18 protein-coding genes and 1 tRNA gene are annotated in these 26,516 nt (G+C 41.5%); 1 reads left to right on the forward strand and 18 read right to left on the reverse strand.

Annotation, left to right across the window (positions count from 1 at the left end):
* Window positions 1–94: 94 nt before the first annotated feature.
* From B0682_RS08075 to B0682_RS08115, 9 genes are all read right to left on the reverse strand, one after another.
* Window positions 95–1,144 carry a hypothetical protein gene (locus tag B0682_RS08075; RefSeq protein ID WP_078308089.1) on the reverse strand — a complete coding sequence of 350 codons (1,050 nt, stop codon included), beginning with the start codon at window positions 1,142–1,144 and terminating at the stop codon, window positions 95–97.
* A gap of 54 nt (window positions 1,145–1,198) precedes the next feature.
* The gene (gene aroB / locus B0682_RS08080) at window positions 1,199–2,269 is read right to left on the reverse strand and encodes a 3-dehydroquinate synthase (RefSeq protein ID WP_078308141.1); all 1,071 of its coding nucleotides are present in this window, start codon (window positions 2,267–2,269) and stop codon (window positions 1,199–1,201) included.
* Window positions 2,270–2,493: 224 nt separating this feature from the next.
* On the reverse strand, window positions 2,494–3,666 hold the full coding sequence (locus B0682_RS08085; RefSeq protein ID WP_078308091.1) for an RNA-guided endonuclease InsQ/TnpB family protein: 1,173 nt from the start codon (window positions 3,664–3,666) through the stop codon (window positions 2,494–2,496).
* 78 nt (window positions 3,667–3,744) lie between these two features.
* Window positions 3,745–4,278 carry a shikimate kinase gene (locus B0682_RS08090; protein WP_078308093.1) on the reverse strand — a complete coding sequence of 178 codons (534 nt, stop codon included), beginning with the start codon at window positions 4,276–4,278 and terminating at the stop codon, window positions 3,745–3,747.
* Between the two features lie 119 nt (window positions 4,279–4,397).
* Window positions 4,398–6,695 carry a type IV pilus secretin PilQ gene (locus B0682_RS08095; RefSeq protein ID WP_078308144.1) on the reverse strand — a complete coding sequence of 766 codons (2,298 nt, stop codon included), beginning with the start codon at window positions 6,693–6,695 and terminating at the stop codon, window positions 4,398–4,400.
* 113 nt (window positions 6,696–6,808) lie between these two features.
* Window positions 6,809–7,348 carry a pilus assembly protein PilP gene (locus tag B0682_RS08100; protein ID WP_240494938.1) on the reverse strand — a complete coding sequence of 180 codons (540 nt, stop codon included), beginning with the start codon at window positions 7,346–7,348 and terminating at the stop codon, window positions 6,809–6,811.
* Entirely contained in the window at window positions 7,345–8,067 is a 723-nt protein-coding gene (locus B0682_RS08105) for a type IV pilus inner membrane component PilO (protein WP_143823329.1), read from the reverse strand. The genes B0682_RS08100 and B0682_RS08105 overlap by 4 nt, the downstream gene beginning before the upstream one ends.
* On the reverse strand, window positions 8,064–8,687 hold the full coding sequence (locus B0682_RS08110) for a PilN domain-containing protein (protein ID WP_078308096.1): 624 nt from the start codon (window positions 8,685–8,687) through the stop codon (window positions 8,064–8,066). The genes B0682_RS08105 and B0682_RS08110 overlap by 4 nt, the downstream gene beginning before the upstream one ends.
* Entirely contained in the window at window positions 8,687–9,745 is a 1,059-nt protein-coding gene (locus B0682_RS08115; protein WP_205760127.1) for a pilus assembly protein PilM, read from the reverse strand. Before B0682_RS08115 ends, B0682_RS08110 begins: the two co-directional genes overlap by 1 nt.
* Window positions 9,746–10,159: 414 nt before the next feature.
* On the opposite strand from B0682_RS08115, the gene B0682_RS08120 reads away from it, so the two are divergent.
* Window positions 10,160–12,988: a penicillin-binding protein 1A gene (locus B0682_RS08120; protein ID WP_078308099.1), complete on the forward strand. Its 2,829-nt coding sequence runs from the start codon at window positions 10,160–10,162 to the stop codon at window positions 12,986–12,988.
* Window positions 12,989–13,200: 212 nt separating this feature from the next.
* On the opposite strand, the gene rpoC is transcribed toward B0682_RS08120, so the two are convergent.
* The 9 genes from rpoC to B0682_RS08170 form a co-directional block, all read right to left on the reverse strand.
* Window positions 13,201–17,451 (reverse strand): DNA-directed RNA polymerase subunit beta', encoded by a 4,251-nt coding sequence (gene rpoC, locus B0682_RS08125; RefSeq protein ID WP_078308101.1) that lies wholly within the window; start codon window positions 17,449–17,451, stop codon window positions 13,201–13,203.
* A gap of 270 nt (window positions 17,452–17,721) precedes the next feature.
* Window positions 17,722–21,828 (reverse strand): DNA-directed RNA polymerase subunit beta, encoded by a 4,107-nt coding sequence (rpoB, locus tag B0682_RS08130; RefSeq protein ID WP_078308103.1) that lies wholly within the window; start codon window positions 21,826–21,828, stop codon window positions 17,722–17,724.
* 628 nt (window positions 21,829–22,456) lie between these two features.
* Window positions 22,457–22,840, reverse strand: a complete 384-nt coding sequence (rplL, locus tag B0682_RS08140; RefSeq protein ID WP_078308106.1) for a 50S ribosomal protein L7/L12 — start codon at window positions 22,838–22,840, stop codon at window positions 22,457–22,459.
* A 69-nt stretch (window positions 22,841–22,909) separates the two neighbouring features.
* The gene (gene rplJ, locus B0682_RS08145) at window positions 22,910–23,440 is read right to left on the reverse strand and encodes a 50S ribosomal protein L10 (RefSeq protein ID WP_078308107.1); all 531 of its coding nucleotides are present in this window, start codon (window positions 23,438–23,440) and stop codon (window positions 22,910–22,912) included.
* Between the two features lie 420 nt (window positions 23,441–23,860).
* Complete coding sequence (gene rplA, locus B0682_RS08150; RefSeq protein ID WP_078308109.1) at window positions 23,861–24,562, reverse strand: 50S ribosomal protein L1; 702 nt, start codon at window positions 24,560–24,562, stop codon at window positions 23,861–23,863.
* Window positions 24,563–24,994 (reverse strand): 50S ribosomal protein L11, encoded by a 432-nt coding sequence (rplK, locus tag B0682_RS08155; protein WP_078308111.1) that lies wholly within the window; start codon window positions 24,992–24,994, stop codon window positions 24,563–24,565.
* A 57-nt stretch (window positions 24,995–25,051) separates the two neighbouring features.
* Window positions 25,052–25,582, reverse strand: coding sequence for a transcription termination/antitermination protein NusG (gene nusG, locus B0682_RS08160; protein WP_078308112.1), 531 nt, complete (start codon window positions 25,580–25,582; stop codon window positions 25,052–25,054).
* 78 nt (window positions 25,583–25,660) lie between these two features.
* A complete protein-coding gene (gene secE, locus B0682_RS08165; RefSeq protein ID WP_078308115.1) occupies window positions 25,661–26,122 on the reverse strand; it encodes a preprotein translocase subunit SecE in 462 nt (153 codons plus the stop codon).
* Between the two features lie 45 nt (window positions 26,123–26,167).
* A tRNA-Trp gene (locus B0682_RS08170) sits at window positions 26,168–26,243 on the reverse strand.
* Between the last annotated feature and the right edge of the window lie 273 nt (window positions 26,244–26,516).

Consider the following 26,516-nt stretch of genomic DNA (forward strand, 5'->3'; position numbering starts at 1 on the left):
ACACCCTTTGCCTTTGCCAGCACATGCCTTTGCCAGCACATTTGTGGGTCATCTTTGTGAATCATCTTCCCAAGCACCCACTTCAGATGCCTTGTTATGGCATGTCATCATCACCGACTATTTTTTGGTTCGGAAATTGATTGGGGTCAAAAGGCTTCGGCTTAGGGACATTGACATTGCCTGCCACATTGGCAGATTTGCCTTGATTTGCCTTAGGATTATCCACATTGGCATGATTCTTTGTTGCCCTGTTAACTGGGCTAAGATCATCAGCAACCATTCTTGTTTCGTTAATGGACAAGGTATCCGATTTATCATCAGAAGAACGAATGCTTGACGTTCGATGACGATTCGACACACCGTTTTGAGTTAGGTTGCTACTTTGAGCAGTGTCATTGGCAGTCACTTCATCACCCCCATCTTGTTGTGATGGTGTCTCTTGTGTGCTTTGTGGGTTAGCAGGCACTTCCTTACTGGTCGCTTGTAGATTGACTTCTCTGTGATGACGACGATCCAAATCCACTAACGGCTGCATTTTTTCATAATCATCAATAATGCCAATATAGCGACTGATTTGTTCAGGAATGACCCGTACATTTCTAGGCAAGCCAAAATTCACCAATTTGGTCGCTCCCATTGCCTCTTGAACACTGTTCATAAGTCCATAGGTAAGCATATAGCGAGGCTGATTATTGGTATCTAAAAAACGAAAATAAGCAAACTTTTGTCTATCTTCTCTCCCCTTTAAATAGTCAGTGATGATTTCATTCTCAGCCACATTCATCACTTGTACCGTCCATTTATTTTTGTGCTTGTTTAGATAAGCTTTATCTTGAAATTCAGAGGGATAATCCCTTAAATCATAGATGACATTATGATGATTAATTGGTTGAACATCGTTACTCAGTTCATTGAGTTCATCAAGTTTATCAAACATGGTCAGTTGCTGTATGGTTGTGCCTGATTTGCCTAACTTATCATTATCTTCAATTGGCTCATTACTGATGGCATGTGACATGTTGGGAGCAGCCGAGAACATCCATAACAACACGGTTAATACCAACATCATCAAAGTAAAAAACAACCATACTAACGCCAAGCCACGACGATGGGTTGAAAAATGATGGGGTTTGGCTTGTGACATAACTAACTTACCTAGATAAAATCTTATGACAACCACAATAAAAGATACATTGTATCACGATAGCACTTCACACAAATCCATTTGGTTAAACTCTGTGGTAACCACCGCTTCGCCTAAAGCTTTTAACAAAATCAGTCGAATTTGCCCTGCTTGCACTTTTTTATCATGTTGCATCAAGTCTAATGCCACATCTACTGCAATATTAGGTGGCTTAATGGGCAATTTGGCACTGGCAATCAACTTTTTTACTCGTGCATAGTCTGTCTGACTTATCCAGCCCATCTTCTGCGACAGTTGTGCTGCTTGCACCATACCCACCGCCACCGCTTCACCATGCAACCAATGACCATAACCTTCATGCGTCTCAATCACATGGCCAAAGGTATGCCCAAAATTCAATAAAGCTCGGCACCCAGCTTCTCTTTCATCTTGAGCAACTATCTGTGCTTTCATTTCACAACATCGCTTAACCACATATTGCAATGCCATCTCATCTAACGCCAACAGTCTCGACATATTATTTTCTAACCACATTAAAAAATCCATGTCCATGATTAAAGCATATTTGATGACTTCAGCCAGCCCTGCTGACAGTTCTCGCTTAGGCAGAGTACCAAACACACTCATATCTGCCACCACCACATGTGGCTGCCAAAATGCCCCAATCATATTTTTGCCCAGTGGGTGGTTAATGCCTGTTTTACCGCCCACACTGGAGTCCACTTGTGCCAGCAATGTGGTTGGAATTTGAATAAAACGCACCCCACGCATAAAGCTGGCTGCTGCAAATCCTGTCATGTCTCCAATCACACCACCACCCAAAGCCACCAAGGTCACGTCTCGCTGACAGTGGGCGTGCATCAACGCATCATAAATTTGATTGATGCTTTGTTGATTTTTGTGTTGTTCACCATCTGGTAACGTACACACATGCACATCAAAACCATCAAGAGCATGACAAATACGCTCCATATATAAAGGAGCGACCACATCATTAGTCACAATCATCACCTGCTTGGCAGCAATATGTGGCACAATCAGCAATCGCCAGTCTGTCACACAAGTATGAATATGAATGCCATAGCGGTGACTGGCACTGTCTACCATCACAATCTCTGATGCCATTTTTGATTTGCCCCTTATGTTGGTCATATTGGTTGTCTTGATGATGGTTATTGTCTTAATTTACACTCGATTAAAATACCGTTCCAAAAAACCCACCCAAACCCACCCATAGGGCAAACTTGGCGTTTTCTTCCTACTTCATCGCTCGTTGCCCTTGTCGTTTGACTTGGGTCTTACATAAGCTCCATAGGCTGACACGGTGGAACTCACCGCCTTTTTAACGATTAGGTCATCGTTAAAACCTTTGTTGCATGATTTAGAATATTAACACTGGCGTTAATGTCTCTATCGTGGCTTACGTTGCAGTTAGGACATATCCAGTTTCTGATGTTTAAAGGCAGTTCATCTACTTTATGATTACAACAATGGCAGGTCTTTGAACTTGGATAAAACCTATCCACTTCTTTGACTGTCTTGCCCCATTGATTTGCTTTGTATATGAGTTGCCGTTTAAATTCATAAAATCCCAAATCAGAGATGGCACGGCTTAATTTGCGGTTTTGTACCATACCTTTTACGTTTAAGTTTTCAAGGCAAATCACATCAAATCGTTTTACCAAATCAGTTGTGAGTTTGTGTAAAAAGTCAGCTCTGATATTTCTGATGTTAAGGTGCAATCGTGATGGCTTGGTTTTCGCCTTTTCACGGTTGTTACTGCCTTTTTGTTTTCGGCTTAGTTGTTTGGATAATCTTTGCAGTTTTTTAAGTTTGTTTTTAAGTGGTTTTGGGGCTTGGATTTTTGTACTATCTGAAAGCGTGGCTAAATCGGTAATGCCTAAGTCTAAACCGACTGATTTACCTGTTTTGGGTAAAGGTTTTTGAATTTTATCTAATTCAACCGCAACAGATACAAACCATTTACCGCCCTTTGTAAAGACTTTGGCGGATAGGATTTTACCGTCAAAGCGTAAGTTTTCACGCATTTTAACCCAACCTAAGTTAGGAATTTTAATGCGTTTGCCATCAATTCTAAATTGGTCGTTGGAAAGAGAAAAGCGGTCATTGACGCCTTTCTTTCTATATTGGGGGTATTTGCTTTCACCTTTAAAAAAGCGTTTAAAGGCATCTCCAAGTTGCATGATGGCAAGTTGTGGACTACATTTAGTAACTTCTAGCATAAAGGGAAATTGTTGTCTTTTTATGCTGTTAAGTTGTTTTCTTAGTTTGCCTTGAGATGGTTTGTGAAGTTTGGTTTCATCAATCTGTATGCCTTTGGCTAGGCAGTCATCACGGTATTGTTTGTCTTTTTCGTATTGCTTTTTCCACTCGCTCAATGCCCAATTATAGGAAAATCTTGCAACGCCACAAGCCTTTTTAAAATAAGTGGCTTGGGTGTTGTTGGGGTCTAAGGCAATGATGTGTCCACGAATGGTTGTCATTGTAATTAATTTACTCATAATCACATATTATAGAGTAGATTTAGGTAGATTTAAAGTGGCTGTTTTTAGCCCTTAGCAATCATAACCTTTTAGCCCTTAGCAATCATAACCCAACTCCCGTATCTTTTCTAATACCAACATTGCCATCTTTTTGGTGGACATTTTTTTGGACATCACCTCGATGTGTGCCACTTCACGATACAGTGGCAGGCGTAAATCATAAAGCTCTTGCAAGACTTGTTTGGGATTCTTTTGATTGATTAGCGGACGGTTGTGATCTCTTTTGGTGCGTTGCCATTGAGTTTCAACATCAGCATGCAAAAAAATCACTAATCCTGCTTGTTTAAGCATGTGGCGGTTTTCTTCTCTCATCACCACACCGCCACCTGTTGCCAATATCTGTTTAGGATGCTTAATTAATTTTTTCAGTGCTTTGGTTTCACGCTGACGAAAGCCAGCCTCACCTTCTATCGCAAAAATCCATGGAATATCAGCACCTGTATTTTCTTCTATATGATGGTCAGTATCCACAAAATTTCTATGCAATTGTTTGGCAAGCAATCGTCCAATGGTTGATTTCCCCGCCCCCATAGGCCCCACAAGTATCAATGATGGCAGTACTTTAGCCATTAATTTCCCCGAATAATAAAGATTCATCATACAGACTATCGGCTTTTGATGCCAGTTTTATATCAAAAAAAGACGAGCTGATGCTCGTCTTTTCTATTTTACTTATCTTTATCAAACAATTATTGAATTAACTCACCACTATTAATCAGTTTGGGTGTCACAAAAATTAGCAACTCTTCTTTATTATTCGAACGAGCTTTACGTTTGAATAAATTGCCAACATAAGGCAAATCACCCAAAAAAGGCACTTTATCTTCTGCATTAGATAACGTGTTACGGAACACCCCACCCAATACCATGGTCTGACCATCATCAACCACCACGTTGGTATTAATGCTATTTTTATCAATGGCATATTCACCTGTGGCAAGCTGTCTTGGTGCATCATTATTAATGACCAACTGCAAACCAATTTTACCTTCAGGGGTAATATTTGGGGTCACCTCCATACTCAATGCTGCTTCTTTAAAGCTGGTTGAAGTTGCACCACTGGCAGACGCTTCTTGATAAGGAATCTGTGTACCAGAGACAATACTGGCTTTTTGTTTATCAGAAGTCAACACTTTTGGAGTAGAGATGACTTCACCACGACCATCAGCTTGCATGGCAGAAAGTTCCAAATCAAGCAACAAATCTGACATGCTCAGTAAACCAAAAGCAATACGACCAGCAGCACTTCCCACACCCAAATCAACATTTAAGTTATCAGAGATACTCACATCATATTTAGGGTAATTGATGGTTTTGCCACCAACTGTGGTGCTTTCTACCGTAAAATTTTTCAAAGAATTGACTGTACCCAAATTACTGCCCACAAGTAAATTACGATTGGTGGCAGCACCATTAGATAAAATACCCCATTTCACACCCATTTCTCTACCGAAGCTCTCAGTTGCAGAGACAATCCGTGCTTCAATCATCACCTGTTTAACAGGAATATCAATTTTCTCTATCAACGCACGAATATTGCGGATACTTTCAGACACATCTTTAACAATCAAAGTATTGGTACGCTCATCCACCGTCACAGTACCACGGGGAGATAGCAGTGATCCATTATCTAAGTTATTGTTGTGATTGGGATTGTTACTACTGGTTGCACCACGTCCTTCAGAGATGAGTTTAAATATATTTTGAGCGGTGGCATAGCTTAAGCGAATATACTCTGTGCGTAAGGGAGCAAAAGTCTGTACTGCTTGCTGAGCTTCCAGCTCTTTTCGCTCTTGTTCTGCCAATTCTGTTGCTGGAGCAACCAATATCACATTACCATTGGTACGTTTATCAAGTCCCTTACTTTTTAAGATAATATCCAACGCCTGGTCCCAAGGCACATTAATCAACCTTATGGTGATGTTGCCACTTACCGAGTCGCTGGCAATCACGTTCATTTCGGTAAACTGAGCCAAGATGTCAAGCACACTGCGAACTTCCACATCTTGGAATTCCATGGATAAAGTCTCGCCACTATAAACCTTTTCTTCTAAAGTGGGCTGAGACACACTTTGTGCTGGTGTGAGAGAAATATTTAGTTGGCTACCAGATTGATATGCTTGATACTCAAAATCACCAGTGGTATTAATGGTAATGACACCATTTTGCCCACGATTCGCCGCATCAATATTGGTAATAATTGAACTGCCAATATTCAAACGTTTAAGTAAGTTTCTAGGTACGGTTGAACCTGTCATTCGCACCACCAATTTATCGCCTTGACGCTGTATATCCACAGGAATGGCAGGATTGGTTAAGTCAATGGTGATATTGCCGCCCTGCTCTGATGCTGTATAGTTAACAGCAGTCAAACCATCGTAACTATACTGCCCTGATATCATACCTGCTCCATCTTTCGAAGGTGGCACAAGCAAAGGATTGATTTTAACCAACATCGTCTCTTGCTTTGGCTCAGAAGTGGTTTTAATGACTGTGGCAGGAGTGGTGGTTTGTGTTTCTAAAATAGGCGTTGGGGTTTGTGGAGACAATAAGATGGGAGATGACATCTCCATCGTATCGGTTGTATTCATTCCGTTAATGGTCAAAATTAATTTATTACCGTCAACAACTGAGCTGTAATTACTGGCTTTAATTGTGTCAAGAAATAAATGAGTATTTTGTTCAGTACTCGCCAATGTGGTTGAAGAAACAAGACCCGTCCCAGTAACAGGCTGATTACCAGCCAACGGAGATTGAGAGTCTGAAAAATTTAAGACAATACGATTATCAACATTTGATTTATAAGCTTCGGGTACCACCGCTGCTCCATCAAAAGTTACTGTTACCACTGAGACTAAATCCGAGATAGATTTGGTATCCACATCCACAATGTTAGAAGCTGATGCCCATAAGGGTAATGACATTAATGATGTAAACAACATGCTCTTAGGCAACAGTTTATGAGATTTTCTTTGAGCTTGAGACATAAAAGATGTGCCTTGTACTGATGAATCTATGGAAACCCACTTAAGTTTACTGCAATAAGATGGTTGTGATTTGTTATCCCATTTCATAAAAATATCCTCAAAAAAAATGCCATTTAACTGATAGGTGATACCAGTGACTGTGGTTGTTCAATAAACCCAGCTCGACTGTCTGGCACAATTTCAATTAAGTTAATCTGTGTCGGGGTTATCTCAACAACTCTTCCATCATTTAGCCCCATATGGTTACCCACTTTCACACTGGTAATGGAGCCATCTGGACGTTGTACTAAGCCATGTTGCTCACCCTCTGGTGATACCACCATGCCTCTAAATACCAATTGTGATAACTCAAACGCTTCTAGAGATTCTTTTTCTCGATTTAAATCAGGACGAACTCCTGTATCAGTTAAAGGCACACTTTGCATATTCATCAAACCAGGTGGTATAAATGGGCTTCTTAATGAATTGGCACTATAAATAAAGTCCTCAATGATTTGTGGCTGTGGTGGTGGTTCGACGGGCTGGGCTGGCTGATTGCGAATGTCTGCCATTGCTTGATCTGCTATTGCCACACGATCACCACAACCATTTAAGACCATCACTGATGCCAACAACATCAGCTTGAATGCAGAATGATTAGATGTGTTCATCATTGGGCTGCCTCCATTGTTGTGCCATCATCAGTATCTACCACTTCTTTTGATCGATAAGTCTTTGTTTGTAATAACAGATTAAGCTCTGGTATTTTCTCCATGATATTTTGACCTATGGGCGTTTCACTACGAGGTGTTACTGTAAAATCATGCACAGTAATGATACGAGGCAGAGCTGCCAAACCACTAACAAAGTTGCCAAACTCATGATATCCACCCAAAGCATTGATACTGATGGGTTGTTCGATAAAAAATTCTTGTTCGATTTCTGGCTCAACTTTAATGTCAGTAAAACGAATATTACTGCCAACACCTGTCATGTTGATGCCCTCAACCAACTCTGACACACGAGTGTCTTTTGGCAGTTGATCCAATAAGGCGGTAAACTCTGTTTCCATCTGAGCGATTTGATCTTTATACTCTTGTAGATGACGAGCTTTTGATTCTTTTTCACGATAGGTGTCTAATAACGTTGCTCGCTCGCTTTCTGCTGCTTTGATGGCATCTATTTTGCTACTGACAGGCAACGCCCATGTCAATGCACCAATTAATAGTACAATAAAAACAAACACCGTTAGCTTAACAGGTAATGGCCATGTGCCATAATTTTGCGTATCTAATGATTCAAAACTATGTCTAAATTCATTAAAGTCGAACGATTCTTTATCAGGTTTTGGTGTGTTGTTAGATGTTTTTTTTGGCTTACGTAAATTCATCATGGTGTCACCTCTGCTGGTGAATCCTCTGTTACTTGTTCTTCATCTGGTTTAGCAGCTTGTATGACTACAGTTGTTGTCACTTCAAAGGTAACATATTGTTGCTCTGGTGTGATGATTTCAGCGGAGTTATTTGGAATGTCTTTGGTAATCGATCTTACCGCCGATGCAGTCATCCAGTCACTGTTGTCTAAATTGCGAATAAGATTTGAGACCACATTAGGGTTGTCTGCTCGACCATTTAAGGTAATCAGATTACCTTCTCGTTTTAAGCTGGTGAGATACAAAGCTTCTGGCATGGCACGAGCCAAATCATCCCAAACTCGCACTGGAATAGGTCGAGTACCTTGCAAATCTTGAATGACTTTCATGCGAGAGATGATATCTTCTCGACGTTGTTCTAACGTCTCAATTTCAGTCAACACCCCATCAAGACGCTGATTTTCTTGTGAAACCAAATCATTGGCTCGCTGTTGTTCGGTCAGCTGATTATCAAAATAGTACCAGACAGCCAAGGCAACAGCAGCAGATAATAAAAATATTAACACTACCTGAGTAATGAACTCTTTATTTTTTCTTTCTCGGGCCTCTTCACGCCAAGGTAATAAGTTAATGCGTGCCATCAGTCAAAGCTCCTTAATGCCAAGCCGCAGGCCGCCATCAGCCCCGGAGCGTCTGTCGTTAATTGGCCACCGTCTATACGGCTACCAAGGGTCATATTGATGAAAGGATTTGCCAAAGTCACCTTGATGCCTAGGCGTTGCTCTATCAGACCTGCCAGCCCTGGAATCACCGAACTGCCTCCACAAAGGACAATATGGTCAACATTGTTGTATTGGCTAGAAGAATAATAAAACTGCAATGAACGGGTAACTTGTTGTACGATATTATCCATAAACGGTGATAACACCTCACTGTAATAATCATCAGGTAAGGTCTGTTCACGCTTATAAATACTCGCCTCTTCAAAACTTAGGCCATAGCGATTTTGAATGGTTTCTGTCAGCTGTCCTCCACCAAATAATTGCTCACGACTATAGACAAATTGACCTTTATCAGCAATATAAAGTGTGGTCTGAGTGTGACCTATGTCCACTAATGCCACCAATTCAGACTGTGCTGGTAAACTGTCTACCATCAGACCATAGGCACGCTCAATGGCATAAGACTCAATGTCCATTACCTTAGTGCTAAGTCCACCAATCGCCAACGTATCTACTCGTTGCTCAACATTCTCAGAACGAGACGCTGCTAACAGCACCTGAACTTGGCTTGGGTCTATGGGCGATGGTCCTAAGACCTCAAAGTCTAAGTTGACTTCTGATAACGCATAAGGAATGTACTGGTCAGCATCTAAACGAATTTGGGCTTCTCTTTCGATGTCATTAAGACCTGCTGGCATGTCAATGATTTTTGTGATTACTGCCGAACCTGAGACAGCCGTTGCCGCCATATTACTGGTCGCACCTGACCGCAATCGTGCTTTTTCGACAATTTCACCCACCGCTTCGACATCAACAATATTTTTATCAACGACCAAGCCTGGGGGTAATGTCTCAATTGCGTACGCCACTAACTTAAACATGCGTTGCTGACGTTCAAGTTGCACAACTTTTACAGAAGTGGCACTTATGTCAACACCCACTAACTGTCGACTTTTCTTTTGAAGTAGTCCCACAATATGTTCCTTTATCTGTCATTTTGATACATGTGGTAATTTGATACATGTGGTAATAAAGCATAACAATACGTTACTTAAAGGTGATATTCAAGTTTATTCATCATTTTTTTTGACAAGTTTTACACATTTATAGGACAAAAGGAAAAATAACCGTTTTCATCAGTAAAATTGTCTGTATGTTCATGTCCATACAAAAAACGCCTTTATCCTTATGTTTATTAACGTGTCAGTCGCCTTGAATGGTTGAATCATTTTTTTGCCCATGCAAGGGGGCTAATTTATGGTATAGTATCGCAACTTATGACCATTTTTACTAGCCCAACCCCTAACTTTTTTTCATTATTTGTCATTTGTACACGTCATGTATGATGGCAGTGCTAACAAATCGTCATTTAACTGTCATAATTGATATCTATGTCCAATTCTTCTGCCATAGCCTTTGTTTCCAAGTTGTTGATTGTTCTAATAAAACTGTTTTTGGCAGTACTTGCACTTATTTTGGTATTGGTGCTTGCCATACCCATTGGTTTTTATGGCATGGCGATGTACATTGAGCCAAGTTTGCCCAGTGTCACAGAGATTCAAACTGCCCAGCTATCCATGCCTTTAGAAATTTATAGCCACGATGGTAAGCTGATTGGTAAATTTGGCAATGACATGTCATTACCCATTGCCTTTGAAGACATGCCCAAACAGATGATACAAGCCTTTATGGCAGCAGAAGATGATTCCTTCATGCAACATTCTGGCATCAGTGTTAAGGGGCTTGGGCGGGCGGTTACCGAAATATTTACAGATGATGACTCACAAACAGGGGGTTCAACCATCACCATGCAGGTGGCTAAGAACTATTTTTTAAGTTCTGAGCGTACCTTTACTCGTAAATTAACTGAGTTATTTTTATCCAGAAAGCTAGAGCAAGAGCTTAGCAAAAAAGAGATTTTGACTTTATATGTCAATAAAATTTATCTTGGTGAAGGTGCCTATGGCATTCAAGCAGCGGCTCGCCGTTATTATGACAAATCTCTTGATGAACTGAGCATTGCTCAAACAGCGATGATTGCAGGTTTGCCCAAAGCACCATCAAGATACAATCCTGTTGCCAACCCTGAACGTGCCTTGATACGGCGTAATTGGATTATTGGGCGCATGTTGACACTTGGCTACATCAATAAAGCCCAGCACGATGCCGCCATTCAAGAACCAATTGCTCTTAATATGTATGAATTACCACTTGATGGTGACATGCCATACTTGGCAGAAATGGCCCGCTTTGCTTTGGTTAGTAAATATGGCAATCAGGTGATGAACAGTGGGTGGAAGGTTCGACTGACCGTTGATAGCAACATACAAAAAGATGCCGATAATGCCATACGTAAAAGCTTACTTGCTTATGATAAAGCTCATGGGTATCGTGGTTCTGAAGGCAATGTGGCTGACAAACCACTGTCTAAATACAATGTGGTTGGTGGCATGTATCCTGCTGAAGTGGTCAAAATCAATTATCGTAACTTTGATGCCAAACTCATCAATGGTGAGATAATCAATGTACCTTGGTCTGGCATGAGTTGGGCTCAAAAATATTTAAATGCCAATCAAAAAGGGCGTTATCCCAATCGAGCAACTGATTTGGTAAAAATGGGGGATATTGTCCGAGTAATTCCTTCATTTAAAAACAACAATAAACAAAACACACCAGCCAATGATGTTAAAGACCATGGTGTTAAAGACAATGATGATGCTGAACGGACAGAAACAGACTTAATGAATGGCGATAACACCCTGACTGACATGAAGTCTGATTTAACCCATGCCACTTGGCGATTAGCACAAGTTCCTAAAGTACAAGGCAGTTTGGTGTCTATCAATCCAGACAATGGGGCTTTAATCGCCTTGGTGGGTGGTTTTGACTATTATGGCAGTAAGTTTAACCGTGCCACCAGTGCATGGCGACAACCTGGTTCAACCATCAAACCCTTAGTATATTCAGCCGCACTCGAAAAAGGTTATCACCCTGACAGCATGATAGCCGACAGCCCTTTACGAGTGGGAGATTGGCAACCAAAAAATTCAGATGGTCGTTATTATGGCATAATGCCTTTAAGAAAAGCCTTATATCTTTCACGCAATCTGGTGTCCATTCGCCTGTTACAATCAGTTGGCACTCCCACTGCCCTAAACCTACTTGACCAATTTGGTCTTGATAAAGAAAAACTACCCGCTACCTTATCTTTGGCACTGGGGGCAGGAGAAACCAGCCCTTTACAGATGACCACTGCTTATGCGACTTTTGCCAACGGTGGTCATCGCATTCAGCCATATTTTATTGAACAAATTTATTCATTTGATAATCAATTAATTTATCAAGCCAATCCCAAACAAGCCTGTGCCATTTGCTATAATAAAAATTTAGAAAAAATTAATCAACAACGTGCCAAAGTATTACAATCGACTGTGACCGAAAATCATGATAAAAATAAAAATAACCAAGCCGATGCCAAACGCATCACAAAGATTGATGCCTTTAACAAAGTTCACTTCATTGAACCTTTATTAAATCGAGCCGAACAAGCACCTCGCATTTTATCTCCCAGAGCGTCTTATGAAATGGCAGATATTTTGCGTGATGTGGTGCAACGTGGCACAGCCACCAAAGCAAAATCACTTGGGCGTTCAGACATTGCTGGCAAAACAGGCACAACCAATAACTTTAAAGATGCGTGGTTTGCAGGTTTTCACCCTACCATGACTACCGTGGTTTGGATTGGTTTTGACCAACCCACCACGCTTGGTAACCGTGCTTATGGGGGGGTACTTGCTTTACCTGTGTGGATAGAATTTATGGGCAAACAGCTCAAAGACACACCCAATGAATGGGTCTCATTAAACAATCAAGCCAAATCCAGAGAACATAAGCAAGAAAGTATGGAGCTGACGGACAAACCGCTTAATAGCGTGGCAGAAGAGACGATGAATGATACGGACGAATCCAAGTTACCAATGACAAAAGAAGAGTTGCGCTCATCACCACCACCTGACGTTAAGGGCATTGATAATTTTGCTGGCCTTAACCTTGATGGCGTTGATAATTTTGATAACCCCAATAACCTTAATGAACCACCGCCAGACAAAAAATCAGACAAAACACCAAATAAAGAGCCAGACAAACAGACCATAACCAGTAAAATCCATCATACCGCCATTAACCCAACCCAAATTAATCCAACACAACCAACACAGTAAGTTAAATCAAGTAAACGGTTGATTTATTAATCGCCCATTTAAGCCACTGACTCTTTTTTTCACATCAATGACATCTTTTTCACATCAATGACCATGATAAAAAAAATAAAGCTCAAATCTTCTGATTTGAGCTTTATATCAATTAATAACATACAATCAATAACATAATAAGTTAAACAGTAAAAACCAAACAGCAAAAACAACAACACACGTCATGATAATGATGAATTATTGTCTTCGTTTAACTCTTTAACAAACGCCTTATCAAACTCGCTGAAGTTTTGATTATTAGACACAGAGTTCATCGCTGCATTTAAAGCGGCATCCATGTCAGTGGCTGTTGGAACAGAAAAAGTTGCGTTACTGGTGGACTTATTCTCTTTACGAGACTGATGGTAAGCAAGACCTGTCCCAGCAGGGATTAAGCGTCCCACCACCACGTTTTCTTTCAAACCACGTAAGTCATCAACTTTGCCTGTAACGGCAGCAGCGGTTAACACTCGAGTCGTTTCTTGGAAAGATGCTGCTGAAATAAAGCTTTCTGTTGCCAAGCTGGCTTTCGTGATGCCAAGCAGTTGACGCTCAAATTGTATAGGGAATTTGTCTTGAGCAATCAGTTTTTGATTGGTTGCCTTGATGTCATTATATTCCGCCTGGTCGCCTTTAAAGTAGTTAGAGTCGCCACCATCAGTGATTTCTACTTTTCTGAGCATTTGACGGATAATAACCTCTATGTGTTTGTCATTAATCTTCACACCTTGTAAGCGATAAACTTCTTGTACCTCATCAACAATGTAATTAGCAAGGGCAGTCTCACCTTTGAGACGTAAAATATCGTGTGGGTTCATCGGTCCATCAGCAATGATTTCACCACGCTCTACCGTCTGTCCTTCGAATACGTTTATTTGTCGCCATTTTGGTATCAACTCTTCGTGTTCTTCACCATTTTCATTGGTAATGACAAAGCGGTTTTTACCTTTGGTTTCTTTACCAAAGCTAACCACCCCTGTCATTTCTGCCATGATGGCATGTTCTTTTGGCTTACGAGCTTCAAACAAGTCAGCAACCCTTGGCAAACCGCCTGTGATGTCCTTAGTACCTGAAGTGGCTTGTGGCACACGACCAAGCACAGAACCTGCGGTTACTTGAGTGCCTTCTGACACACGAATGACCGTTTCAGCAGGTAGGAAATACACCACCTCTTTGCCGTCATTGGTTTCAAGCACAATGGATGGACGCATGTCCTTACTGGTGCTTGGACGGTCTTTGGTGGCAAAAATTTCAAATGAACTCATGCCTGTGGCATCATCAATCTTAACGGTGGCGGTCATGCCATCGATGATGTCACTAAAGCGAGCCTTACCTGTCACCTCTGTGATGATTGGGTGGGTGTGCGGATCCCATTTGGCAATGGTTTGACCTGCTTCAACTTTTTGTTCGTCTTTGACCGTAACATTCGCCCCATAAGGCAAACGATAACGTTCACGCTCACGTCCCAACTCATCTGCCACCCCAATCTCAGCAGAACGTGATACCACCACCAAATGCCCATCAGCATGCTCTACCGAACGCATGTTATGGAAACGAACAGTGCCACCATTTCTAACCACCACGCTGTTATCCACAGAAGCTGAGCTTGCCGCCCCACCAACGTGGAAGGTACGCATGGTCAACTGAGTGCCTGGCTCACCGATGGATTGAGCCGCCATGACACCCACAGACTCACCAATATTAACCAAGTGACCACGAGCCAAATCACGTCCATAGCACATGGCACAGACACCATGATTGGCATCACACGTAATCACCGAACGAACATGAACTTCATCGATGCCATTTTTATCAAGCACATCAACCCAATGTTCATCAATGAGTGTGTCAGCGGCAATTAATGTCTCACCTTCTGCGGTCAACACCTCTTTGGCAGTAACACGACCCAATACTCGGTCACCCAATTTTTCGATAACTTCACCACCTTCGATGTGTGGAGTCATCAACACACCTTTGTCTGTGCCACAATTGTTTTCGGTAATCACCAAATCTTGTGCCACGTCCACCAAACGGCGAGTCAAATACCCAGAGTTGGCAGTTTTCAATGCGGTGTCTGCCAACCCCTTACGCGCACCGTGAGTAGAAATAAAGTACTGTAAAACGGTCAAACCTTCACGGAAGTTTGCTTTAATCGGAGTTTCAATGATAGAACCATCAGGTTTTGCCATCAGACCACGCATACCAGCTAATTGACGAATTTGGGCAGCACTACCACGAGCGCCAGAATCAGACATGATGTAGATTGAGTTAAAAGATTTTTGCTCAACTTTTTCACCGTCAGCATTCACCACACTATCAGTTGCTAAGTTTTCCATCATGGCATTGGCCACTTTGTCATTGGTGCGAGACCAGATATCCACCACTTTGTTATAACGTTCACCTGCGGTCACAAACCCTTCTGCAAACTGCTGTTCAATGGCACGCACTTCAGCATCAGCAGCATCGATGATGTCTTTTTTACTCGGCGGAATGACCATGTCTTCCATACCAATCGATACCCCAGATAAAGTTGCCTGAGCAAAACCTAAATACATCAGCTGGTCAGCAAACAAAACAGTGTCTTTTACTTCCATCTTACGATAGCAAGAGTTAAGCAGTTTTGAGATGTTCTTTTTGGTCATCTCTTTATCACATTCTTCAAACGCCATGCCTTCTGGCATGATGTTCCAAATCAACAAACGTCCTGCAACCGTATCTTTTAAGGAGGTGATTTTAGACTGATTGCCTTCATCATCAATTAAAGTCTCAGTAATACGCACCTTAATTTGAGCATTGACGCTCAACACACCACTGCCTAATGCTCTTAATGCTTCTGACATATCAGCAAACACCATACCTTCGCCTTTGGCATTGATAGAGCGACGGCTGATGTAGTACAAGCCCAATACCACGTCTTGTGATGGCACGATGATGGGTTCACCATTGGCAGGTGATAAAATGTTATTGGTTGACATCATCAATGCTCGTGACTCAAGCTGTGCTTCTAGAGTCAATGGCACATGCACCGCCATTTGGTCACCATCAAAATCAGCATTAAAGGCAGTACAAACCAATGGGTGCAACTGAATGGCTTTACCTTCAATCAATACAGGCTCAAACGCTTGCAAACCAAGACGGTGCAAGGTTGGGGCACGGTTAAGCAGTACAGGGTGTTCACGAATGACCATCGCTAACATATCCCATACTTGTGGCTCTTCTCGCTCGACCATTTTTTTGGCAGCTTTAATGGTATGAGCAATGCCGTGTGACAATAATTTGGCATAAGTGAACGGCTTAAACAACTCCAATGCCATCTTTTTAGGCAGACCACATTGATGTAACCGCAGAGTCGGACCAACCACGATGACTGAACGACCAGAATAATCAACACGTTTGCCCAATAGGTTTTGGCGGAAACGACCTTGCTTACCTTTAATCATATCAGCCAATGATTTGAGTGGACGGCGATTGCTACCAGTAATGGCACGACCACGACGACCATTATCAAGCAAGGCATCTACTGACTCTTGTAACATGCGTTTTTCATTACGAACAATGATGTCAGGAGCATTTAGTTCAAGTAAGCGTTTTAGACGATTATTACGATTAATGACACGACGATACAAGTCATTCAAATCTGATGTTGCAAAACGCCCACCTTCAAGAGGCACCAATGGACGCAAATCTGGTGGCAATACAGGCAAAACATCCATCACCATCCATTCAGGCTTGTTATTAGAATCACGCAATGACTCCAATAATTTTAAGCGTTTGGACATTTTTTTTAGTTTGGTTTCAGACCCTGTATTGGGAATCTCTTCACGAAGTAAGTCAATTTCAGCGTCTAAGTCAATGTCTTTTAATAAATCTTGAATCGCTTCTGCACCCATCTTAGCAGTAAACTCATCGCCGAACTGCTCTAATGCTGAATAATAATCTTCATCATCAAGCAGTTGATACTTTTCAAGGCTGGTTAAACCTGGATCAGTAACAATATAGCTTTCAAAATACAACACACGCTCAATATCACGCAAGGTAATATCAAGCAATAAACCAATACGGCTAGGCAAAGATTTTAAAAACCAAATATGTGCCACAGGACTTGCCAATTCGATATGACCCATGCGATCACGGCGTACTTTGGCAGTGGTCACTTCAACGCCACATTTTTCACAAATCACCCCTTGGAATTTGCGACGCTTATACTTGCCACATAAGCATTCGTAATCTTTGACAGGACCAAAAATTTTGGCACAAAACAAACCATCTCTTTCTGGCTTAAAAGTACGATAGTTAATGGTTTCAGGCTTTTTGACTTCTCCATGCGACCATGATCTGATGGTGTCTGGTGATGCCAAAGAAATTTGAATGCTGTCAAATTCACGGCTGCCAAAATCGGCAGGGCTTTTCATAATATCGAGTAAATCTTTCAAACTGCTTCTCCGTTATTTTTTAAGGTTGCATCAGATGTTTTTTGGGTAGACGATATTTTTGGATAAACAATGCTTTTCAATAAACAGTGTTTTTTAAACAGTATTTTTTAAACAATGTTTTTTAGATAAATAATGCTGATATCACAACAAAAATCTCATCATAAAAAATCAAGGCAACACAAGATAAAATGAACAATCTGGACGAGTGATGACAGCGTGCAACATGAATTTATCTTCAATAAAGGAAGAAACATGCCACACGCTCAGCCATTATTTTTTATCAATCAACTCAATATTAATACCCAAAGACTTAATCTCTTTGGTTAATACGTTAAATGATTCTGGCATACCAGGATCCATGTACTGCTCACCATCAACGATGTTTTTGTACATGCGAGTACGCCCATCGACGTCATCTGATTTGACTGTCAGCATCTCTTGCAAAGTATAAGTTGCACCATATGCTTCCAATGCCCAAACTTCCATTTCACCAAAACGCTGACCACCAAATTGTGCTTTACCACCCAATGGTTGTTGCGTCACCAATGAATATGACCCTGTTGAACGTGCGTGCATCTTATCGTCCACCAAGTGATTGAGCTTAAGCATGTACATATAACCGACGGTTACAGGGCGGTCAAATTGCTGTCCTGTACGCCCATCATAAAGCACCTGCTGACCTGTGGTTGATAAATCCGCCAACTCAAGTAGGGCTTTGATTTGCGTCTCTTTAGCACCATCAAACACCGCCGTACCCATCGGCACACCTTCACGCAAATTATGGCACATCGCCACAATTTCTTCATCATTCAAACTGGACAAATCAACAGGCTCACCACCAACTTGGTTGTAAATTTTATCTAAAAACTCTCGCAACTCTTTGACCGCCACCTGTGATTTCATCATGCGGTCAATCTTCTCACCCAAGCCATGTGCTGCCATACCCAGATGGGTCTCAAGTACCTGACCGATGTTCATTCGTGAAGGCACGCCCAATGGATTTAGCACAATGTCAACAGGATTACCATGTTCATCATAAGGCATGTCTTCAATGGGCATGATGCGGGAGATGACCCCTTTGTTACCATGACGACCTGCCATTTTATCACCAGGCTGAATGCGACGCTTGACTGCCAAATAGACTTTGACAATCTTTTGCACACCATGGGCCAAATCATCACCAGCGGTTAGTTTGCGTTTCTTTTCTGCAAAGCGGTCATCGATTTGCTTTTGCTTATCGCTAAGAAATTCAGCCGTTTGTGTCAGCCGTTCTGCCACTTCTTCATCAACAGGTTGAATGTCAAGTAAGGTGTCTAATGTCATTTCACTCATGGCATCAGCAGTCAATACTGTACCAGCTTTTAAGCCAGCACCACCGCTGACTTTTTGCTTGTCAAGCAGGCTGATGATACGACCACGAGTGGCTTGCTCAAAGATTTTTAGTTCTTCTTTTAAATCTTTACGATAACCATCAAGTTGTGCCTTTTCAATGGCTTGAGCTCGGCTGTCTTTTTCAACACCATCACGGGTAAAGACTTGCACATCAATGACCGTACCCTTTGATGAAGATGGCACACGCAATGACGTGTCTTTCACGTCAGCAGCTTTTTCACCAAAAATGGCACGCAACAATTTTTCTTCAGGCGTCAATTGGGTTTCACCTTTTGGTGTGACTTTACCCACCAAAATATCCCCTGCATCAACTTCTGCACCAATATAGACGATGCCTGCTTCATCTAAGTTTGACAACGCAGCTTCACCCACATTCGGAATATCGGCAGTGATTTCTTCTGTACCCAGCTTGGTATCACGTGCAACACAGGTCAACTCTTGAATGTGAATGGTGGTAAAGCGGTCTTCTTTCACCACACGCTCAGAAACCAAAATCGAGTCTTCAAAGTTATAGCCATTCCACGGCATGAAAGCAACACGCATGTTTTGCCCCAATGCCAACTCACCCAAATCTGTTGATGGACCATCTGCCAATATATCACCACGAGCAATTTCATCGCCTTGGTTAACAATGATGCGTTGGTTGATGCAGGTATTTTGGTTAGAACGAGTGTACTTAATCAGGTTATAAATATCGATACCTGCTTCACCTGCTTTCATTTCATTTTCATTGACACGCACCACAATGCGAGACGCATCCACATCTTCAATGACACCACCACGCTTAGCAATGACACACACCCCCGAATCACGAGCAACATGACGCTCCATGCCTGTACCAACCAATGGCTTATCAGCACGTAAAGTAGGCACAGCTTGGCGTTGCATGTTTGAACCCATCAACGCACGGTTGGCATCATCATGCTCCAAAAATGGAATAAGACTTGCTGCAACCGAAACCACTTGGCTTGGAGATACGTCCATGTGCGTGACTTTTTCTGGAGGCATACGCACCGTCTCACCATGACTACGTACAGTAACCATCTCATCAGTCAGCTCACCTTTTTCATTCATTGGTGAATCGGCTTGTGCAATCACCGTACCCACTTCTTCAATGGCAGACATATAAATAATGTCATCAGTAACCTTACCGTTTTCAACACGACGATAAGGCGTTTCTAAAAAACCAAACGAATTGGTCTTCGCAAAAACAGCCAATGAATTAATCAAACCAATATTAGGGCCTTCTGGCGTTTCAATAGGACAAACACGTCCATAATGCGTTTGATGCACATCACGCACTTCAAATCCTGCACGCTCACGAGTCAAACCACCGGGACCCAAAGCTGACACACGACGTTTGTGCGTGATTTCAGACAATGGATTATTTTGATCCATGAACTGTGACAACTGGCTAGAGCCAAAAAACTCTTTAACCGCTGCTGCCACAGGTTTGGAATTAATCAAATCTTGTGGTGATAAATTATCTGACTCAGCTGAACTCAAACGCTCTTTAACCGCACGTTCAACACGCACCAAGCCAATACGGAACTGGTTTTCTGCCATTTCACCAACGGAGCGAATACGGCGGTTACCCAAATGGTCAATGTCATCAACCACACCACGCCCATTACGAATTTCAATCAACTCTTTTAGCACATCAATGATGTCTTCTTTGCTCAACACACTGCGTTCACGCTGCACATCAACATCATCTGTATCTTCGAACGTGCGACCCAAACGACGATTGAACTTCATACGCCCAACATTAGACAAATCATAACGATCAGGATTAAAGAACATGCTTTCAAACAGCTTTTCTGCCGTATCTAAAGTTGGTGGCTCACCCGGACGCATGACCTTATAAATCTCAATCAACGCTTCTTCACGGCTACCAGTGCTGTCTGCACGCAACGTATCAGCAATATAAGTACCATGGTCAATATCATTGGTAAATAAAATACCAAACTCTTTGACATCATAATTAGACAACTTAACCAACAACTCATGGTTGATTAACGTATTGGCACGAGCAATGACTTCATCATTCACAACAATATCGTGTGCCAAAATACGCTCATACAAATACTCATCAGGCACAGCAAGCTTAGTCAAACCTGACTCTTCAATTTGACGAATACGGCGCGCATTGATGCGTTTGCCTTGCTCAACCAACACCTCACCATCAGCAGAGACAATGTCAAACTGTGCCATCTCACCACGCAAGCGATCTGCCACCAAATCAATCTCAAACTGTTCAGCACCTTTATAAACACGAATGCTGTCAAAGAAAATATCTAAAATCTCAGCAGTATCCAAGCCAATAGCACGCAAAATAATCGATGCCAACAACTTACGACGGCGGTCAATACGAGCAAACACCAAATCTTTAGCATCAAACTCAAAATCCAACCAAGAACCACGATAAGGAATGATGCGAGCGTTATACAGCACTTTACCACTAGAATGTGATTTGCCTTTATCGTGATCAAAGAACACACCCGGCGAGCGGTGTAATTGTGACACAATAACACGCTCAGTACCGTTAATAATGAACGTACCATTTTGTGTCATTAAAGGAATTTCACCCATAAATACAGTTTGCTCACGCACATCTTTAATGGCAGCTTTACTGTTTTTATCTTTGCTGTCTTTATCCTTAATGACCAAACGAATTTTAACACGCAAAGGAGCAGCAAACGTAGAACCACGCAAAATACACTCACGCTCATCAAACTCAGGCTCACCTAAATAATACTCAACAAACTGCAGTTCAGCATTACCAGTATGGCTTTCGATAGGAAAAATAGATGAAAAAGCCGCTTGCAGACCTGTATTAGAGCGACCTTTAGGCTTTTTATGCTCTTGCAAAAACTGCTCATAAGAATCCACTTGGATGGCGAGCAAGTACGGCACATCCATGACATTGGGCAATTGGGCAAAGCTTTTGCGGATACGCTTTTTTTCAGTATAAGAATATGCCATTCATAGTCCTTAAAGTAGATAAATGAACAACCAAACCAATCAGCTTGGTATCGAAGATTAAAACCTAGTATCGAAGATTAAAACAGAACGTCATTTGACCATCAACCATTGACCCATACCATCATGGCATCAATATGGCAAAACCAATCCAATAATGGCAAAAAACACGCACAACAAAACGCCAAACACCGATGGGTGTCTAGCAAATAATAATCAATGGTTCTGCCGATATGCGTATGCACATATGTTATGGGAAATCCTTATGTGAAATCTTACCAAATCAGCAAAGAGATGAACAAGAACAATGACATTGAATTCACATCAAAAAACACATTGCTCAAAACACATTGTTCAACTGCTGTGATACACACATCAAATATCATACAAGCAAACAAACTAAAAAGCCTAAAAACACTTTATTGTCGACTTTACATAATTAGCATGGTTAGCATAATAAATCAGATGATGAATACAGACAGCTTGGCTTAATACATGCGACGCACACAAGTTATTAAGACAAGAAATACCCTTAAGGCGTGCCAGTGGTCAAAGTTAAGTCGTTAATTATAATAAAAAAAAACCAGCAATGCAATGCACCACTGGCCTTTTTTGCCCAGAAAAATGTCGATTATTTAAGTTCGACAGTAGCACCTGCTTCTTCAAGCTTTTTCTTAAGCTCTTCAGCTTCAGCTTTAGAAACACCTTCTTTGATGGGTGCAGGAGCACCTTCAACCAACTCTTTGGCTTCTTTAAGACCAAGACCAGTGGCTTCACGAACTGCTTTAATAACACCAACTTTCTTATCACCAAAGCCAGCAAGAACAACGTCAAATTCATCTTTTTCTTCAGCAGCAGCGGCACCAGCATCAGCGGCAACAGCAGGACCTGCGGCAACAGCAGCAGCAGCAGCGGTAACACCAAACTTATCTTCCATGTCTTTGATAAGCTCAACGATGTCCATAACAGACATTTCAGCAATGGCGTTTAATATATCTTCTCTAGATAGTGACATGAGTGTAACTCCGATTAAAAAGGTTAAATGATTGAATTACGTTAAACAAAAATACATAATTCAAAAAAATTAAGCAGCGTCTTTTGCGTCTTTGACTGCGGCAACGGTACGAACAAACTTGCCAGGAACTTCTTTCATGGTCTGAGCAAGCTTGGTTACTGGTGCTTTCATAGTGGCCATCAAAATTGCCAAAGCTTCGTCTCTGGTTGGTAGTTTAGAGATTCTCTCAAGCTCTGATGGTCCATATGCTTCACCGCCAACCGATACAATTTTGGTTTTTAGGGCATCTTTGTTTTCTTTGTTAAAGTCAAACACGACTCTAGCAGCAGAACCCAAATCTTCCATAGAAAAAGCCAAAATGACAGGACCGGTTAGACCGTCTGACATGCACTCAAATGCGGTGCCTTCAAAAGCACGTTTTGCCAGTGAATTTTTCACCACTTTTAAAACGACACCCTTTTCACGAGCTTTATTGCGTAATTCGGTCATTTTCGCAACTTCAATCCCATGATATTCAGCAGCAACCGCTGAGTAGGCATTAGCAGCCACTTCAGACACTTCAGCCACAACTTGTTTTTTCTGTTCTAGCGTTAATGCCATAAGTTGACTCCTTAATCTTACCTTGCCATTAAAAACAAGGCTTGATATCAAATCACAGACAAACATAAAAACACGATTTGTCTGTGACACCCAATACGGTCCTTTTAGCCATACTTAATTCATTCAACCATTGTCATAACGACAAGTCATAAAGTCATAACTGTCATAACGACAACATCAGGATAAATAAAAATAACTAATAAGGTCACCGTCTGCGTAGGCCAAACCACACATTGATCTGATTAAGGGTACTGGAAATATTGGCAATTAAACTTAGCCACATCATGGCAACACCCACCTACGGTCTTAGACAGCATGATATTTCATGCTGACCTAAATTCAATAATTAATTATTAAAGCCAATTGGCTTTTTAAAATCAATTGGCTTTTTTAAACACCAATCAACATCATGAGTATAATTTATTTTGCAACACGATAAGGCACAGGGTCGATGGTGATGCCTGGACCCATGGTGCTAGATAGCGTGATTTTTTTGATATAAATGCCTTTTGACGTGGCTGGTTTGGCACGCTTTAAATCTGATAGCAACGCTTTGGCATTGTCTTCGATTTGTTGAGCTGTAAAGCCAATTTGACCAATGGTGGCATGAATAATACCCGCTTTATCAACACGATACTGAGCTTGACCTGATTTGGTATTTTTCACGGCCTCAGCCACATCTGGTGTTACCGTGCCAACTTTTGGGTTTGGCATTAAGCCACGTGGACCTAAAATGGTGCCTAACTGACCAACCACACGCATGGCATCTGGAGCAGCAATGACAACATCAAAATCTAAGTTACCTGCTTTAATGCTTTCAGCAAGATCTTCAAAACCAACCACATCTGCACCTGCCTCTTTGGCAGCATCGGCAGCAGCACCTTGAGCGAACACAGCAACACGCTTAGTTTTGCCTGTGCCTGCTGGCAAGTTAGTCGCACCACGCACCACTTGGTCAGACTTACGTGGGTCAACCCCCAAATTAATGGCGATATCGATAGACTCTTTAAATTTAGCAGGTGGCAAATCGTTAAGAATTTGGACAGCTTCTTCAATGCTATATAACTTATCGTTATCCACACGCTCTTTAATAAGCTTTTGACGTTTGGTTAATTTAGCCATTTACACACCCTCCACAGTGATGCCCATAGAGCGTGCTGTACCAGCAATGGTACGTACCGCCGCTTCCAAACCAGCAGCAGTTAAATCAGCTTCTTTGGTTTTAACAATATCTTCAAGCTGTGCACGAGTGACACTACCCACTTTAGTTGCGTTAGGCACACCAGAACCTTTTTGAATGCCAGCTGCTTTTAATAACAGATAAGCCGCTGGTGGTGATTTCATGATAAATGTGAATGATTTATCATTAAACACAGTAATTTCAGTTGGAATTGGCAAACCTGGTTCCATGTTAGCAGTTGCCGCATTGAACTCTTTACAAAATGCCATGATATTCACCCCTTTTTGACCCAATGCAGGACCAATTGGTGGTGATGGGTTTGCTTTACCAGCAGGCACTTGTAGTTTGATGTAGCCATCAATCTTTTTTGCCATGAGTTGTCTCCTTATGGGTAATAACGCCAATTAGGCTCCCCAGTGAGTTTGATTTATTTAGTTTAGTTTTTCAACCTTACTAAATTCCAATTCGACCTGAGTTGGTCGATTAAAAACATTAACAGTCAAATGCAATTTGGATTTTTCGTAATCAACTTTTTCCACCATGCCTTTAAAGTCAGTGAATGGACCATCGATAACCAGCACCTCTTCACCTGGCTCAAATATGGTTTTAGGACGTGGTGCTTGTTCACCTTGCTTCAGACGGTTTAATATTCTATCTGCTTCTACTTGAGTAATGGGTGCAGGGTTTTCTGGTGTACCCCCAATAAAGCCCATGGTATTTGGACATTCATTGACAATATGCCATGTATCATCGTTCATTTCCATTTCGATGAGTACATAACCAGGAAAAAACTTACGCTCACTTTTGCGTTTTTTGCCATCTTTCATTTCGATGACTTCTTCGGTTGGCACTAAAATATCGCCAAACATCTCAGAGAAATCACTACGTTGTACTCGTTCTTTCAACGCACGTTGGACTTGTTTTTCATAACCTGAAAATGCTTGAATAATATACCAACGCATGTCATGCCTCTTGTGTCAGAAGTCTTTAAAATCATCATGTGTTGACAAATGACCAATGCACTTAGCCAACCACACATTTTAGCCAATAAAATAACCAATCAGTTGGTTAAATATGGTGTCTAATAACCACACAATAAAACCAAAAACAACAATCGCCACCATCACAACCCAAGTCCAATGAAAAGTTTCATTTTTACTAGGCCAAGTAACTCGTCTAAGCTCAACACCTGCATCCACTAATAAAGTCTTAAACGCCTTACCTTGGTGAGTCATGGCTAAACACACTAAAGCAACCACAATCAAACCAACGATAATTGCTATTTGTACCCACAAATCATTAGCAGCAGCCAAATAACCTGGTAAACGTTCCCTTACAAATGTTGTTGCTATTAAACAGATGGCTGCAACTATCCAAAGCACATAATCAATGGGTGATCTGGTCTTAGCCACTTCAACTGCAGTATTGGGTTTTACCCTCCGATTAAGAAGCTGTTTGGCATGAGCAAGCTTTTCATCAAGTGTGTCTTGTTGATTGCTCATAGATACGCCTTTTTAAGGAATCAAAATCAATCGAAGAGAATATAATGGCAGGCGATGAGGGACTCGAACCCCCAACCCTCGGTTTTGGAGACCGATGCTCTACCAATTGAGCCAATCGCCTGTGGTTTGAATTGCATTATTATACGCAAATAATTGTTTTTTGCAAGCATTTCACAAAATTTTATTGTTCGCTGTTACTCCCCTAATAACCGCCATCCTTATAACCATTATAGCCACTGTCAATCACTGTCTTAATAACAAACCACAAAAAAGAGCCACCGAAGTGACTCTTTTTTTGTTTTGTGGATTTTTGTTTTGTGAATTGTCTGTTCTTAAAATAAGTCTATCAGAATCAGTCTTTTACAGATGATACTACACCAGCACCTACTGTACG

The sequence above is a fragment of the Lwoffella lincolnii genome (assembly GCF_002014765.1).
GTDB lineage: Bacteria > Pseudomonadota > Gammaproteobacteria > Pseudomonadales > Moraxellaceae > Psychrobacter > Psychrobacter lincolnii.